17 protein-coding genes are annotated in these 14,837 nt (G+C 58.2%); 10 read left to right on the top strand and 7 right to left on the bottom strand.

Going from position 1 to position 14,837, the window contains the following annotated elements; genetic code table 11:
* Positions 1–158 precede the first annotated feature (158 nt).
* The 6 genes from JXR15_RS10690 to JXR15_RS10665 all read left to right on the top strand — a co-directional run bounded on the left by JXR15_RS10690 (position 159) and on the right by JXR15_RS10665 (position 4,808).
* On the top strand, positions 159–620 hold the full coding sequence (locus JXR15_RS10690; RefSeq protein ID WP_422053211.1) for a peroxiredoxin: 462 nt from the start codon (positions 159–161) through the stop codon (positions 618–620).
* A complete protein-coding gene (locus JXR15_RS10685; protein WP_422053210.1) occupies positions 620–1,450 on the top strand; it encodes a ferritin-like domain-containing protein in 831 nt (276 codons plus the stop codon). Before JXR15_RS10690 ends, JXR15_RS10685 begins: the two co-directional genes overlap by 1 nt.
* Positions 1,451–1,637: 187 nt before the next feature.
* Entirely contained in the window at positions 1,638–2,951 is a 1,314-nt protein-coding gene (locus JXR15_RS10680; protein WP_299420106.1) for a M23 family metallopeptidase, read from the top strand.
* A complete protein-coding gene (locus JXR15_RS10675) occupies positions 2,941–3,486 on the top strand; it encodes a bactofilin family protein (protein ID WP_422053209.1) in 546 nt (181 codons plus the stop codon). Before JXR15_RS10680 ends, JXR15_RS10675 begins: the two co-directional genes overlap by 11 nt.
* A gap of 214 nt (positions 3,487–3,700) precedes the next feature.
* Positions 3,701–4,390: an aquaporin Z gene (gene aqpZ / locus JXR15_RS10670; RefSeq protein ID WP_422053208.1), complete on the top strand. Its 690-nt coding sequence runs from the start codon at positions 3,701–3,703 to the stop codon at positions 4,388–4,390.
* A gap of 97 nt (positions 4,391–4,487) precedes the next feature.
* Positions 4,488–4,808 carry a hypothetical protein gene (locus tag JXR15_RS10665; RefSeq protein ID WP_422053207.1) on the top strand — a complete coding sequence of 107 codons (321 nt, stop codon included), beginning with the start codon at positions 4,488–4,490 and terminating at the stop codon, positions 4,806–4,808.
* A gap of 17 nt (positions 4,809–4,825) precedes the next feature.
* Here the strand turns inward: JXR15_RS10665 and JXR15_RS10660 are convergent, their stop codons facing one another.
* Positions 4,826–5,569, bottom strand: a complete 744-nt coding sequence (locus JXR15_RS10660; RefSeq protein WP_422053206.1) for a helix-turn-helix transcriptional regulator — start codon at positions 5,567–5,569, stop codon at positions 4,826–4,828.
* A 69-nt stretch (positions 5,570–5,638) separates the two neighbouring features.
* Here JXR15_RS10660 and JXR15_RS10655 point away from each other — a divergent pair, with 69 nt between their 5' ends.
* On the top strand, positions 5,639–5,959 hold the full coding sequence (locus JXR15_RS10655; protein WP_422053205.1) for a hypothetical protein: 321 nt from the start codon (positions 5,639–5,641) through the stop codon (positions 5,957–5,959).
* A 1-nt stretch (position 5,960) separates the two neighbouring features.
* Here the strand turns inward: JXR15_RS10655 and JXR15_RS10650 are convergent, their stop codons facing one another.
* From JXR15_RS10650 to JXR15_RS10640, 3 genes are all read right to left on the bottom strand, one after another.
* Positions 5,961–7,187 carry an HlyD family secretion protein gene (locus JXR15_RS10650; protein ID WP_422053204.1) on the bottom strand — a complete coding sequence of 409 codons (1,227 nt, stop codon included), beginning with the start codon at positions 7,185–7,187 and terminating at the stop codon, positions 5,961–5,963.
* On the bottom strand, positions 7,180–7,572 hold the full coding sequence (locus JXR15_RS10645; protein WP_422053203.1) for a hypothetical protein: 393 nt from the start codon (positions 7,570–7,572) through the stop codon (positions 7,180–7,182). The genes JXR15_RS10650 and JXR15_RS10645 overlap by 8 nt, the downstream gene beginning before the upstream one ends.
* Before the next feature lie 98 nt (positions 7,573–7,670).
* Entirely contained in the window at positions 7,671–8,651 is a 981-nt protein-coding gene (locus JXR15_RS10640; protein ID WP_422053202.1) for a DUF3179 domain-containing protein, read from the bottom strand.
* Positions 8,652–8,869: 218 nt separating this feature from the next.
* Here JXR15_RS10640 and JXR15_RS10635 point away from each other — a divergent pair, with 218 nt between their 5' ends.
* Complete coding sequence (locus JXR15_RS10635) at positions 8,870–10,024, top strand: 50S ribosomal protein L11 methyltransferase (RefSeq protein ID WP_422053714.1); 1,155 nt, start codon at positions 8,870–8,872, stop codon at positions 10,022–10,024.
* 89 nt (positions 10,025–10,113) lie between these two features.
* Here JXR15_RS10635 and JXR15_RS10630 read toward each other — a convergent pair whose 3' ends face one another.
* On the bottom strand, positions 10,114–10,659 hold the full coding sequence (locus JXR15_RS10630) for a peptidylprolyl isomerase (protein ID WP_422053713.1): 546 nt from the start codon (positions 10,657–10,659) through the stop codon (positions 10,114–10,116).
* The gene (locus tag JXR15_RS10625) at positions 10,652–11,164 is read right to left on the bottom strand and encodes a peptidylprolyl isomerase (protein ID WP_422053201.1); all 513 of its coding nucleotides are present in this window, start codon (positions 11,162–11,164) and stop codon (positions 10,652–10,654) included. Before JXR15_RS10625 ends, JXR15_RS10630 begins: the two co-directional genes overlap by 8 nt.
* A gap of 129 nt (positions 11,165–11,293) precedes the next feature.
* Here JXR15_RS10625 and JXR15_RS10620 point away from each other — a divergent pair, with 129 nt between their 5' ends.
* The gene (locus tag JXR15_RS10620; protein ID WP_422053200.1) at positions 11,294–12,484 is read left to right on the top strand and encodes a phosphoglycerate kinase; all 1,191 of its coding nucleotides are present in this window, start codon (positions 11,294–11,296) and stop codon (positions 12,482–12,484) included.
* A 168-nt stretch (positions 12,485–12,652) separates the two neighbouring features.
* A complete protein-coding gene (locus tag JXR15_RS10615; RefSeq protein WP_422053199.1) occupies positions 12,653–13,546 on the top strand; it encodes a fructose bisphosphate aldolase in 894 nt (297 codons plus the stop codon).
* Between the two features lie 54 nt (positions 13,547–13,600).
* Here JXR15_RS10615 and JXR15_RS10610 read toward each other — a convergent pair whose 3' ends face one another.
* Positions 13,601–14,752: a lytic murein transglycosylase gene (locus JXR15_RS10610; RefSeq protein WP_422053198.1), complete on the bottom strand. Its 1,152-nt coding sequence runs from the start codon at positions 14,750–14,752 to the stop codon at positions 13,601–13,603.
* Between the last annotated feature and the right edge of the window lie 85 nt (positions 14,753–14,837).

Genomic DNA, 14,837 nt, shown 5'->3' with positions numbered 1-14,837 from the left:
CCTCAGACGCGGAGTTATGATCGCCGTTCTCTGTCAGGGTTGATGCCTCTGTGTGTTCTGTTATTTCGGTGCCTGTGGACAAAACTATACCTGCAAGAGACGCCCGACCCAAGTCCGGATCACCGCTTTGGCAACATTGGGCCGCATAGGAGCAAATGATGATTGAGACCAACCAACCTGCCCCCGATTTCACCGTACCGTCCACGTCAGGTGACGATGTCACCCTCTCCGCCCTACGCCCTGCGCCAGTGGTGTTGTTTTTCTACCCGCGTGACAACACCTCCGGCTGCACCAAAGAGGCGATCGCCTTTTCCCACCTGCTCGAAGACTTCGCCGCTGCTGGCGTGCACGTTTTTGGCGTGTCCAAAGACAGCATGAAGAGCCATGGCAAGTTTGTCGAAAAACAAAACCTGACCGTGCCACTGCTGTCGGATGAAAACGGCACTGTCTGCGAAGACTATGGCGTCTGGGCTGAGAAAAAAATGTACGGCAAAACATTTATGGGCATCGTCCGTTCCACAGTGTTGATTGGAGCAGATGGAAACATCGCCCGCACCTGGCCTAAAGTGAAAGTTGATGGCCACGCCGAAGAGGTTCTGGAGGCAGCAAAAGCACTCTGATGACCAAATCCCTTGCCGAAATGGCCGTTGAAGTACTCACCACCGCCGACGGCCGCACCAAAACCGCGATTTCCAAAAAACACGCAGAGACGTGGTTTGCCGCTCGGGCAGCTGGTGAACCATTGCCCATTGGCACCGCCAATCCCCCCCTGCAACCGGCCCGTCCAGAGCAACCTGAATTGCTAAACCCACGCGACGTGCCCCGCCGCAAACCCGGCAGCCCGCAGGGCCGCATCGCCATGCTTCATGCGGTGGCGCATATCGAACTCAACGCCGTCGATCTGCATTGGGACATCATTGCCCGCTTTACCGACATCGAAATGCCGCTGGGATTCTACGACGACTGGGTGAAATCCGCAGCCGAAGAATCGAACCATTTCAACCTGATATGCGACAGCCTTGAAGCCAAAGACAGCTTTTATGGCGCCCTTCCAGCCCATGCAGGCATGTGGCGCGCCGCCGAAGACACCGTGGATGACTTGATGGGCCGCTTGGCCGTGGTGCCCATGGTGCTTGAGGCACGCGGATTGGATGTGACCCCTGGCATGATCCGCATTTTTGAAAACGCCAAAGACGAACAAACTCTCGAAGCCCTGCGCATCATCTACGCCGAAGAGGTGGGCCATGTTGCCTATGGCTCAAAGTGGTTCAACTTCCTTTGCGGCCGTCACGCGTTGGATCCCAAAGCGACGTTTCATGGCCTTGTGCAAAAATACTTCCACGGCGCGCTAAAACCACCGTTCAATGAAGAGAAACGTGCCGATGCGGGCCTGCCGCCAGATTTCTATTGGCCGCTCTCCGACGAGGAGCCACCGGCCTACGCCCGCTAAAGATCGGCGGCAAACCGCCCATTACGGCGCACTTCCGCGCCTTACCTGCCTAAAAAGGTCAAAAACCTTGCCGGACAGGACCTGGCCCGCTAAACCCTTGCCCCAAGGCGCCATCAAAAGGCGTCGGGGACATGAGTTGCGCCGGGGATGGCGCTTCTTGGGATGGGACTAAACAAGGAATTCTTCCGTGAGAACACGACTCGCGATCCGCGCGCACGCGATCCTGGAACGCTTCTTTCCGGAACGCAGGCTCTTTCTTCGGTCAGACACAGACACCCGCTTCATCCGCCTGAAGCCAAGCACGCAACTGATTGCGTTTGTTGGTTCTTCCGCGATTGTCGCTTGGGCGATCATCGCCACCGCAATCCTTTTGATGGACAGCATTGGCTCCGGCAACTTCCGTGAGCAGGCCAAACGCGATCAGCTCACCTATGAGCAGCGCCTCAATGATCTGTCCTCTCAACGTGACACGCGCACCGAGGAAGCCTTGGCGGCACAGGCCCGCTTCAACTCTGCCCTAACGCAGATTTCCGACATGCAGTCTGAACTGCTGGCATCTGAAATCCGCCGCAAAGAGTTGGAAACCGGCATTGAGGTGATCCAAGCCACGTTGCGCCGCACCATGCAGGAACGCGAGGCCGCCCGTGCCGAAGTCATTGCCCGCGATCAGGCACAAGCTGAAACCCAGACGGCCCTCATCGGCTCTTCCCCACTTGGCAATGACATGCTCGACGTGCTGTCGACCGCGCTGAACGAAACCGCCGCCGAACGGGACGAAGTGGTGGCCAACGCCCAACTGGCTCTGAATGCCGCCGAAGAGATGGAGCGCGAGCTGCTCTTGATGGAAGAGAAAAACGACAAAATCTTCCGCCAACTCGAAGACGCAATGACCGTGTCCGTGGAACCGCTGACCAAGATGTTCACCGCCGCCGGTCTGGACACCAAGAACCTGATGGAAGAGGTCCGACGCGGCTATCAGGGCCAGGGCGGCCCAATGATGCCTCTCAGCTTCTCCACCAAAGGCGTCGAAATCTCGGAAGAAACCCTGCGGGCCAACCGCCTCTTGGAACAGCTGGACCAGTTGAACGTCTATCGTATTGCAGCGGAAACCGTTCCGTTTGACAACCCGATCAAATCCGCCTTCCGCTACACCTCCGGCTTTGGCATGCGGTGGGGCCGGATGCACAAAGGCACCGATTTTGCCGCCCGCTACGGCACGCCGATCTATGCGACAGCGGATGGTGTTGTGACCCACGCCGGGTGGCTGTCGGGCTACGGACGCCTCGTGAAAATCAAACATGACCACGGAATTGAGACCCGCTACGCCCACCAAGCGAAAATCCGCGTAAAAGTCGGCCAAAGAGTCTCGCGTGGCGACCATATTGGTGATATGGGCAATTCTGGACGCTCGACCGGCACGCATTTGCACTACGAAGTGCGCGTCAATGGTCGCGCTGTAAACCCGATGACATTTATCAAGGCTGGAAGAGATGTTTTCTAAGAGCAAAATCAACGACCCCGCACCGACTACAGACACTCCGGCCAAGCCTGCGGCCGCCCCAGCGGCGCCGATCCCGGCAGCGCCTGCAAAGGCCAGCGAGTTCAAAAGCACTTCGGCCCCCAAAGCCAAGCCTCCTGCCTCTGTGCTATCCACAGACCTGCACATCACTGGCAACCTGAAAACCACTGGTGACATTCAGGTCGAAGGCACCGTGGAAGGTGACATTCGCGCCCACCTGCTGACCGTTGGCGAAACCGCCACCATCAAAGGTGAGATCATCGCGGACGACGTGGTCATCAATGGCCGCATCGTTGGCCGCGTACGTGGCCTGAAAGTGCGCCTGACATCCACCGCCCGTGTGGAAGGTGACATCATCCACAAGACCATCGCCATCGAAAGCGGTGCCCACTTTGAAGGCTCCGTGCAACGTCAGGACGATCCGCTGACCGTTGGCAAAGCAGCTGCCCCTCGTGCGGCAGCGCCGGCAGCAGCGGCCCCGGCGGCCACTCCAGCAGCGGCCAAAACCGCAAAATAAGCGGCATAAACGCCACAGAAACACGCAACCGCTGCGCCACCTGCGCGGCGGTTTTTTTGTGCAACCAACTGAAATCACGCGTAAACCTGCATCTTTTCCGCCGTTCTGAAGCTCTGCGCTCACGTATCCTTCCGCGCCAATTCCCTTTTTTCTCCCCTAGGCAGAGCCAAATTCGCTTCCTAGGCTCCCCAAAGGTATATTTGGGAGTGATAAAATGTTTCAGAAACTCGGCGCAGAATTCATCGGCACCTTCTGGCTGGTGCTTGGCGGCTGTGGCAGCGCGGTGTTGGCCGCAGGGGTTGCAGATGTTGGCATCGGCTGGCTCGGTGTCAGCTTTGCCTTTGGTCTCACCGTGATGACCATGGCTTATGCGGTTGGTCACATCTCCGGCGGCCACTTCAATCCAGCGGTCAGCCTCGGCCTGATGATCGGAGGCCGCTTTGAGGCCAAAGACCTGATCCCCTATTGGGTCGCGCAAGTGGCAGGCGCCAGTGCAGCAGCCATTGTGCTCTACCTCATTGTCTCCGGCGCCCCGGACTTTGCCGGCGTCGGGGGATTTGCCTCCAACGGCTATGGCGAAGCGTCGCCACAAGGCTATTCCATGATGTCCGCCTTGGTCATCGAGGTTGTGCTCACCGCTGCCTTCCTCTTCATCATCCTTGGCTCCACGTCGTCGGGCGCACCCGCAGGCTTCGCCCCGATCGCCATTGGCCTGGGCCTGACCCTGATCCACCTGATCTCCATCCCGGTCACAAACACCTCGGTGAACCCTGCCCGTTCCACCGGTGTGGCGCTCTTTGCGGACGGACCAGCCCTGTCGCAACTCTGGCTGTTCTGGGTCGCCCCTTTGCTTGGCGGCGCAATTGGTGGCATTCTGTGGAAGATCATCGGATCCGAAGAGTAACCTTTGACAAAGCGCGAGGGCAATGTGCCCTCGCCCTCCGTGTCAGACACCTGGAAAAGATGATCTCAAGTGGTCACATCAGCATTGGAGACAGGTTATGAAACTTATGTCATCTGCCCTACTCACCCTCGCAATCACGGCGTCACTGGCACTTGCAGAAGACCTGAATTTTCTGTTGATCAACGAGTCCAGCGCAGCCGTCACCGCTTTCCACGTCAGCACCTCTTCTTCCGAAAGCTGGGAAGAAAACCTCATCGACGGCGGATACTTGGACTCCGGATATGAGATCAACGTGCGAATTGCAGACGGACAGACCACGTGCGTCTACGATGTCCTTGCTGAGTTTGCCGATGGCGCAACCCTTGAAGACTACAGTCTCGATCTGTGCGATATGGGCAGTTACACGTTCTCTGACTAAGTTTGTTTGAGCGCTCCTCACAGCACGTTGTAGTGCTCTACAGCGGGCTCAAATACCTTGGCATCCTGCAGGGAAAACTTCTCGAACCCTTCGGTTGCGCTCTGTATCCGGTCACAGCGAAATGTCCGAGGCGCATCCCGCAAATGATCCCAGGCCAGCACATACCACACCGGCGAGCACAGCAGCAGATAATGCGGCGCAATCGTGCGTTTTGATTTCGCCCCGTCCTCCCGTATGTACGCAATGTCTACAAGGCTTTGATTGAGAAACGCCTGATGCAAGGTCTGCACCACCCGCGGCTTTGGGTGCGCCATCGAGGTCTGCACCGGCAACGACGCCTGCTCAGCAATCAAAATCCGCTTCTTAATGCCTTGCACGGCACGGCGTTTCTCTTTGGAAAACGACGCAATCAACTGCCGCCGGATCGAGCCCATCTGCGCCAAAAACAGCGGCGAGTTCATCTGCTCCGCCACCGCCAAACTGATAAGTAAGTCCACACTCTCGGCATAAGACAGGTTGAGCCGCCCCACGCCCCAATTCACATCCATGCGCACGCCGCCGCCTCGCCCGCGCTCCGCTTCAATCGGCATCCCCTGTGCGCGCATGATCTCCAGATCCCGTGCAATGGTTCGCCGGCTCACCCCGTGGGTCTTTGCCAAATCCTCGACAGTACAAGGGTCTTCCCCTTTGAGCTGGGCCGCGATTTGATCGAGCCGCATCATTCGGGTTTGTGCATCCGCACGCGCGCGTTTTTGTGTCATGCAACAAATAGGACATAAAACGGCGCATTACTCAATATCTCATCCCTGTCACATATACAGGAGACTCCCATGACACCCATCACCGTACTTGCCCCAATCAAACTGGCCCCCAACAAAAGTGAAGCTGACCTGCTCGCCGCCTCGGCCAAATTCCAGTCCGAGTTTGTTGCCCATGAGCCGGGTGTGTTGCGCCGCGAGCTGGTGCGCGCGCAAGACGGCACCTATCTGGACATCGTGCAGTTCCGCAGCGAGGCCGACATGGCCGACGTCATTGAAAAAGAAATGCAATCCCAAGCCTGTGCCGAATTCTTCTCAGTGATGGACCTGACCGACTTTGATCCGGACGCCCCCATGGACACCTACGTCTCCTTGGAAACACACGCCGCTTAGATCAGTTGAACACCAAGGCTTTCACCGGAATGACAATCGCCATGGCACGGATCACCACCGCGTTGGTCACACCCAGCCCATCTATCGCCTTATACATAAAGGCATGCAGGCCGGTGAGTCCGTTCTCCTCAATGAATTTGGAGTGGTCTGTAAAGCCAACGCCGGTGCACCGGCTTCCCGGTGGTACGCCTTCCACTTTCTCCGGAAAGATCGGCTCCATGATCGCCAAAAGGGTTCCTGGCCGGATACGGTCTTGAATATCAATCAGATTGTCGCCGGGCCGAAACTGTCCGGCGGCAATCGTGTCTTGAACTTGCACCACCCGCATCGGGATTATTGTTAAGGGCTTTGCCGGACAGGTCATCTCAATCAACATGCCCTCTTTCACGATGCCCGCCGATATCTGCCGGAACCCGGCCATGAACCGGCGTGGCCCCGCCATGTCCGCAACCAACACGCCGGCTGGCCGTAGGATTGGATTGATGATGTCACCCGGTTTCAATTGAAACTGCGTCACTGTTCCGCTTACGCCGGCATAAACCGTCGACAAAGCAATCTCCGTCTCCGCCTGCGCCAAAGCCGCCTCCGCACTGTCGCGCTGTGCTGGCAATGTGTCACTCACCCGCAAAGTGGCCGCCTGTACCGCAGCAATCGCAGCATTGCGCTGTCCCTCGGCCACATCCACCGCGTTGGAGAGCTGCTCCAGCTCCTGTTCAGTCACCACAGTACTGTTGCGCTCGGCAATGCTTTGCCGCCGCTGCAGATCATCTTTGGCCTGAACAAGCTGCGCCTCGGACGCATCCAACTGCGCCTGCGCCCCGGATATCTCAGCCACCCCTAACAAAAGAGCCGCGTCAACCTCAACCATCTGCCGCCGCGCGGTCTCCGCCGCCGCTTCTTGGCGTGACGTGTCCAGCCGGAACAATGGGTCCCCTTCCGACACGCGCGAATTGTTGGCCACAAAAACATCCGCAACGCGCCCTCCGTCCTCCGACAGAATAGTTACAGTGCGGAAGAACGAGGTGATCTTGTCCGAGGTTGGGTGGTAATAGAAAATCAGCGTGATCAGTGAAATTGCCAATACTGCGCAGCAGGAAATCCCCCAACGCAACTCGTACCAAACGTTGAAAAAGGTGATCTCATGCCCCAATCGTTTGCCCTGCGCATAACGGCGATACAGGATATCCGGCACCAACGTCACAAGGCAGCTCAGCATGAGTTCAAGCATTGCCCTGTGCCTCCGCGTTCGCCGTGACTTCAATAGCCTCTTCCGGTTCATCATCGATCACCGGTGGCGCTTCTCTTTCGGCCAACGCCTGATCGACCCGCGCAAAATGATCCGGGAACAGCTCATGGAAGGGGATCGCCGCAAGCAATATGCCAGCAATCCAGAACGCGTTGTTCATGGTGAAAAGCGAGATCACGCCCAGAATGCCAACGATCTGCATCTGGATCTTGTGACTGCCTGAAGCCATGCGATCTGGAATGGCCTGCACCGTAAAGTATAGCGCGCCAAGGCCCAGCAGAATAACGACTAGGAAGATGCCAATACCCAGCATCAAAAAATCCGTACCACCGGGCGCAACGACAAAAAACGGTAGTTCGGCGTCCATCTCGCGCCTCCCCAAAAGCTATTTAAATTCCAATAGTTTCAACCCTAAAACGGAAATCCGGTTTCAATCAACGGTTCTGGCAGATTTGGCGCGCAGTCCTACTTTCCTATCATCCACTGCCCATCCGGCCAAAACGCGTGAAACGCAAAAGCAAACAGCACGTCATGCGGCACATCTTTGCCGCTGTTGTCTTTCACCCGAATGGTGCCCACATCCTTGCTCTTGCCGATGTTGGCTTTGTCCAAAGCCGAGGCCTGCCCCGCCTGCCAGGAGATCGTGATCCCCGCTTCCGACACCGTGACCTCCTCGGCCAAACGTGTCATCGGCCAGGCCCGATCGCCCACACGCACAACCCGCACTAGGGGGGGCACGCCATGTGGCGGGTTCTCTCCACTGTACAAGAACGGCCGTGCAGAGCTGTCATAACGCACGTAAGGATTGCGGCCATAATCGCGATTGAACGGCGGCTCCGCCATCACCAGCCCGTCAGGATGCCGCGCCTTAAACTGCGCCCAGCTCTCCATCCAGGTTGGCAAGGCCTTTAACTTCACCCCGGTCATCTCGCCCACAATCCCGGTGCCAATCGCCTGCTGCCACCAGCTCTGAGTCTCACGGTCATACATCACCATGTCGCTATTGCGCAGCTTACCCGACACCCCAAGTGTGAGCACTTTGCCTTTGGCACGCCGATCAAAGGTGATTGCCGAGTTGCACAAGGGGCAAAAGGTCACCGCGATGGGTGTCTTGCCCACCTGATCATTTACAATCTCATGCCAAGTCAAATAGCGGATCGGATAAGCCCGCGGCAGCTCTCCGGGCATTTCCACCGTCACCACCGGCTCGCGATCCCCAATCCGGCTCTCTTCGCCCACACGAATGAACTGCGGATCGCTCAGCGCAGGAATCCCATCTTTAGGCGGCCCGCCACTCATGATCTCCACCCAATTGTTGATGCTGGTTCTGGAAAAATCCGTCTCAGGCCACTCATGCTTCCAGAAGCTCGGATCGGCCCAGGCGATTCCACCAAGAGCCAAAGCCGCAACCACCGCTGCCAAACGACCCAATTGTTTCAATGCCATAGCCCAACCCTCCCGCGCTTCTCAAAAGCCTGCGCTGAAATTTGCGCCCGATCCAGCCCTCACACGCAGATGTGAGACGCCTTTACCAATCCTCAATCCCTCTGCCGCATAGCTAGCTCCGCAGCATTTGCCTCAAAAAAGGAAAATTAAAGTTGTTAGAAGAACAACCCTCTGCCGCCGACCTCGATCTCATTGCCGAGTTTGAACCCCGTTTTGAGATGCTGGACGCCAACAGCCTTGTGGCCCTCGCCGAAAACGCCCCACTGGGCGACGGCGGTGTGCACGCCTCCAATCTGCTGGCCCAAGCACTTGAGAAAGATCCGCATCACCACGCGGCGCATCTCCTGAAAGAGCAACTGCATCAGATGTTTGTGCCCCGCTGGCACTTCCCCATGCTGGCCGACACCGTACGCAACCAAGCCTACGCCAAAGCCATCGCCGCCAAAGTGCATCCCGGCGACATTGTGCTCGACATCGGCTGTGGCGCCGGCCTCACCGCCATGCTCGCCGCTCGCGCCGGCGCCAAACATGTCTACGCCATCGAAGGCCAGCCGCTGATTGCCGCCGCTGCCAAAAAGGTGATCGCCGACAATGGTCTGAGTGACAAAATCACCGTGCTGTCCAAATGGTCCCATGAGCTGGTCATCGGCGAAGACCTGCCAGACCGTGCCGACGTTGTGGTTTCTGAAATTGTCGACAGCAATCTGCTCGGCGAAGGCGCGCTGGCCACATTGACCCACGCGATGGAGCACCTCGCCAAACCAAACGCCCGCGCCGTGCCCGAAACCGGCACGCTCAAGGCGCAACTGGTGGAAAGCGCAGCCCTGCGCAATCAATACCGCCCACTTGAAGCCGAAGGTTTCGACCTCTCCGCCTTCCACAAGTTCGCCAATATCGCACAGGTCACCCCCAACGACTCCGCCGCCTGCGGCCTGCGTCCCTTGGGGCCCACCAGCGAGCTGTTCCACTTTGATTTCACCCGCCCGGATATGGAACACGGAAAAACCACCCTGCCGCTGTTCTGCACCACCATGGGTACCGCCCACGCGGTTGTGGTCAGCTTTGACATGGTGCTCGCACCGGGAATTTCAGTCTCCAATGATCTGAACACCGACGGCCACTGGGGCCGCTTCTCTTATCTGCTGGACCAGTCCACCTCGGTCAATGTTGGGTCGCAGGTCACCATCACCGCGCAGCACGACGCCACCAAGCTCAGCGTGTCGATCCACGACACAACCGCAGCTGAGCGTCCAATCATCTGGCAGCGTGGCGTGAACAGCCGAAATTCCGTTGCCCCGGTGCTCGAGGTCACACCCTCCTGGCATGGGCCGGATTTCCAGGAAACGGCCGCCCAGGACCACCCCATGCACTGAGACCCGGTGACCAACTTGAGAACAGAAAAGGCCCATCGCAATTCCTTGCAATGGGCCTTTTTTTACACCACGCCGAAGCGCACCGCCGATTACTCGGTCACAGTGACTTTTTTCATCATGTCCGGCTGACCAACAACGGCTCCGTTTTGACCAGTGCCACGTTTGATCGCGTCCACAACATCCATGCCGTCGGTCACTTGACCCACAACAGTGTATTGACCGTTCAGGAACGGACCTGGTGCAAACATGATAAAGAACTGGCTGTTGGCCGAGTTTGGGTTCTGGCTGCGCGCCATGCCGACAACACCACGGTCGTAGTTGATGTCAGAGAACTCTGCTGGCAGATCTGGACGGTTGGATCCGCCACGACCGGCCATGCGCATGTCGCCACCCATTTTGCCGTGTTGCACGTCACCGGTCTGCGCCATGAAGCCGTCAATCACGCGGTGAAACACCACACCATCATACTGACCTTCAGCTGCCAGCGCGGTGATCTGCTCCACGTGCTTTGGGGCCACATCTTCCAGAAGGTCGATAGTGATGACGCCATTGGCCTCCCCTTCAACCTCGATCTGAAGACCAGCAGCCAGCGCAGGGCTGGCTATCACGGCAAAGGCCGCTGCAAGCTTAAGCATCGACATCGGCCGCCACCTTTACGCTGATCATACGATCCGGGTTCGCAGGTGGCTCACCTTTCACAATGGCGTCCACGTGGTCCATGCCTTCGATCACACGGCCATAAACGGTGTACTGACCGTTCAGGAAGTGGTTGTCTTTGAAGTTGATAAAGAACTGGCTGTTGGCGGAGTCCGGCATCTGGCTGCGCGCCGCGCCCAATGTACCGCGGTCATGTGGCAGCTTGGAGAATTCCGCTTTCAGATCTGGCAGGTCAGACCCACCGGTACCTGCCATGCGCAGGTTAAAATCGTTTTCCATGTTGCCGTTGGCCACGTCGCCAGTCTGCGCCATGAAGCCGTCGATCACACGGTGGAACGCCACGTTGTCATACTGACCGGAACGCGCCAGCTCTTTCATACGCTCAGCGTGACCTGGTGCCACATCTGGCAGCAGCTCAATAACAACCGTACCACCGGTCAGTTCCATCAGGATTGTGTTCTCAGGATCTTTGATCTCAGCCATGTTGGCGCTCCTCAATGTAAATACTTGCCCCGTAGTTAAACATCCCGTCGGCGAATGCCAAGAGAGCGTTGACCCTATGCCCCAGTGCGCTAGGAATGCGGCAACGGATTTTCTTTGGAGATTGAGACCATGGCGTGGAAGACCCTCGATGAAATGCAGCTGAGCGGCAAAAAAGTGCTGACCCGCGTGGACATCAACGTGCCGGTTGTGGACGGCCAAGTCACCGACACAACCCGCATTGACCGAATTGTTCCCACCGTGAAAGACATCCTCGCTGCCGGTGGCAAACCAATCCTGCTCGCGCACTTTGGCCGCCCCAAAGGCGAGCGTGTCCCAGAGATGTCTCTGCAGCAACTGGTCCCTGCACTGGAAGCGGCCTTTGGTACCAAAGTGATGTTTGCCGCCGATTGTGTGGGCCCCGCTGCTGAAGCCGCTGTGAACGCACTGGCAGACGGCGAGGTTCTACTTCTCGAAAACACCCGCTACCACGCCGGCGAAACAAAAAATGACGCTGGCCTGACCGCCGCTATGGCCAAACTCGGCGACATCTTTTGTAACGACGCCTTCTCCGCCGCCCACCGCGCCCACAGTTCCACCTGCGGCCTGGCCCACGCCCTGCCCGCCTGTGCCGGTCGCTTGATGCAGGCCGAACTCTCCGCTCTGGAAAGCGCGCTGGCTGAGCCTGTGCGCCCCGTGACCGCCGTTGTTGGCGGCGCCAAAGTCTCCACCAAGCTCGAACTGCTTGGAAACCTGGTCTCCAAGGTCGACAACATCGTGATTGGCGGCGGCATGGCCAACACCTTCCTCGCGGCGCAAGGCATCGACGTTGGCAAATCGCTGGCCGAACATGACATGACCGACACCGCGTCCGAAATCCTCGCCAAAGCCAAAACCGCAGGCTGCACCATTGTACTGCCCACCGATGTGGTTGTGGCGCGGGAGTTCGCCGCCAACGCCGCCAACGAAACTGTTTCTGCGGACGCCTGCCCCGCCGACGCCATGATCCTGGACGCTGGCCCCGCCACCGTTGCCGTAGTTTCCGACGTATTCGAAACCTCCAAAACCCTGATCTGGAACGGCCCATTGGGCGCTTTTGAAATCGAACCGTTCAATGCCGCTACAGACGCCGCCGCCCTGCAGGCTGCAGCTCTGACCAAAGCGGGCAAATTGGTTTCTGTTGCTGGTGGTGGTGACACCGTTGCGGCGCTGAACGCCTCCGGCGCTGCGGCTGACTTCAGCTACATCTCCACCGCAGGCGGCGCGTTCCTGGAATGGATGGAAGGCAAGGAGCTGCCTGGTGTTGCAGCACTAAGCCAGTAACACCAAATTTGCGCAAACCGCGCAAAACAAAGGCGCTAATTTAATCCGACCCTCAAAATAAAGAGCGGTAGCGCCACCATAATTGCACCCGTTGTCCCGCTCCTCTATGAGCTAAGACAACGGGTCTTTAACCCTTTATTCACAACCACTTTTTGACTGGGGACAGATATGTCAAACCAAGCTCAAGCAGAAAAAATCTCCAACGGCCAAGGCTTCATTGCCGCGCTCGATCAATCCGGCGGCTCCACCCCAAAGGCGCTCGGTCTCTACGGGATCGAGTCCGACGGATACAGCAACGACACAGAGATGTTTGACCTGATCCACGGCATGCGCTCCCGCATCGCACAGGCCCCCGCCTTCACCGGCGACAAAGTGGTTGGCGCCATCCTGTTTGAAATGACCATGGACCGCGACATCGACGGCATGCCGACCCCCACCTATATGTGGGAACAGCGCGGCGTTGTGCCCTTCCTGAAAGTCGACAAAGGCCTCGAAGCTGAAGCCAACGGCGTGCAAATGATGAAGCCGATGCCAGAGCTCGACACGCTGTGTGAACGCGCGGCGTCCAAAGGTGTATTTGGCACCAAAATGCGCTCCGTGATCTCCGCTGCCAACGCCGACGGCATCCGCGCGATTGTTGCGCAGCAGTTCATGGTGGGTGAACAGATCATCCGCCACGGCCTGATGCCCATCATCGAGCCGGAAGTGACCATCTCCATCGCCGACAAAGCCGAAGCCGAAGACATTCTTCTGGCCGAGCTGACCGCCGCGCTGGACATCCTGCCAGAAAATCAGCAGGTCATGTTGAAACTGACCCTACCCGACAACGCCAACCAGTACAAATCGCTGGTAGATCACCCCCGCGTGATGAAGGTTGTGGCCCTCTCTGGCGGCTATACCCGCGAAGAAGCCAACGCCAAACTGTCCGAGAACACCGGTATGATCGCCAGCTTCTCCCGCGCCCTGACCGAAGGCCTTTCCGCGCAGCAAAGTGACGACGAATTTGCCGCCACCATCGCGGACAGCATCGACGGCATCTATCAGGCCTCGATCGCGGGTTAAGCCACGACAAAAGACATCAAAAAAGGCGCTCCATCACGGGGCGCCTTTTTCAATTTAAGCCAATGAGGCCAGCAACGCCTGTGATGGGTCGCCTGTCGGCTGCAAACCGCGACTGCGCTGATAGTCGGCAATCGCTGCCTTAGACTTCGGCCCCAGCACGCCATCCGCGCCTCCGGTGTCAAACCCCCGCGCCGTTAGGCGTGACTGCAGGGAAATCCGGTCATCCTTAATGAGCCCATACTGATCCGGCGGAAACGCGGTACGCAAGGGCCCGCCACCCGCAATCCGATCCGCCAGGTGCCCAACGCCAATCGCATAGCTGTCCGAATTGTTGTAGCGCTTGATCGCCGAAAAATTTCCGGTCACCCCAAACCGCGGCCCACCGGCCTGCGGCTGAATCACCCGCCCCGCGCTCTCGCCTGGCCGCAGTTCCCGCCCCCAGGAGACCCCGCGCGTCCAGCCATTGCGCTGCAAATAGGCCGCCGTGGACGCCAATGCATCGGACGGATCGTCTGACCAGATATCGCGCCGCCCATCGCCGGTGTAATCCACCGCAAAGGCCTGATAACTTGTGGGAATAAACTGCGTGTGCCCCATCGCCCCGGCCCAGCTGCCGGTCATGCGGTCCACCGAAATATCGCCATTCTGCAAAATCTTCAGCGCCGCAATCAGCTGCTTTTCATAAAAACTCCCGCGCCGCCCATCAAAGGCCAGCGTAGAAGTCGCCGAGATCACCGGAATATCCCCCTTGCGCTCCCCGTAGTAGCTCTCCAGCCCCCAGATCGCACAGATGATCTCCGCATCCACACCATAGCTTTGCTCCAGATTGCGCAGCGTGCTGCCATGCCGCGCAAACGCCGCCTTGCCTTTGGCAATCCGTTCATCAGACGCGGCAATCGACAGATAATCCTCCAGCGTGCGGGTGAACTCGGTCTGATTGCGATCGCGTTTGATCACCCCCGGTAAATACCCGGTGTTGCGAAACGCCGCATTCAGCGTGGTCTCACTGATGCCCGCACCCAACGCCCGCCCGCGAAAACTTGCGACCCAGGCGTCATAGGCACCATTTGGCGTGGGCCGCAAATCCACCGGCAACCCTTGGGCAATCGATGCTGTCTGCCGTGACGGCGTGCTTGATGTTCCCTGACACGCTGCCAACGCCAATGACGACAACCCCACCAGAAAGTTCCGACGCGAAAAACTCATACCAACTGCCTCTTGTTGTCCGGCCTATGGGCCAAATTCATTGCCAAGAAGTGTGGCAGAGATTTTTGGGAGGGGCGAGAGGGAA

The organism is Shimia sp., assembly GCF_049116215.1.
Taxonomy (GTDB): Bacteria; Pseudomonadota; Alphaproteobacteria; order Rhodobacterales; family Rhodobacteraceae; genus Shimia.
Note: the sequence above shows the minus strand (reverse complement) of the source record. Positions and strands in the feature narration are given on the sequence as shown.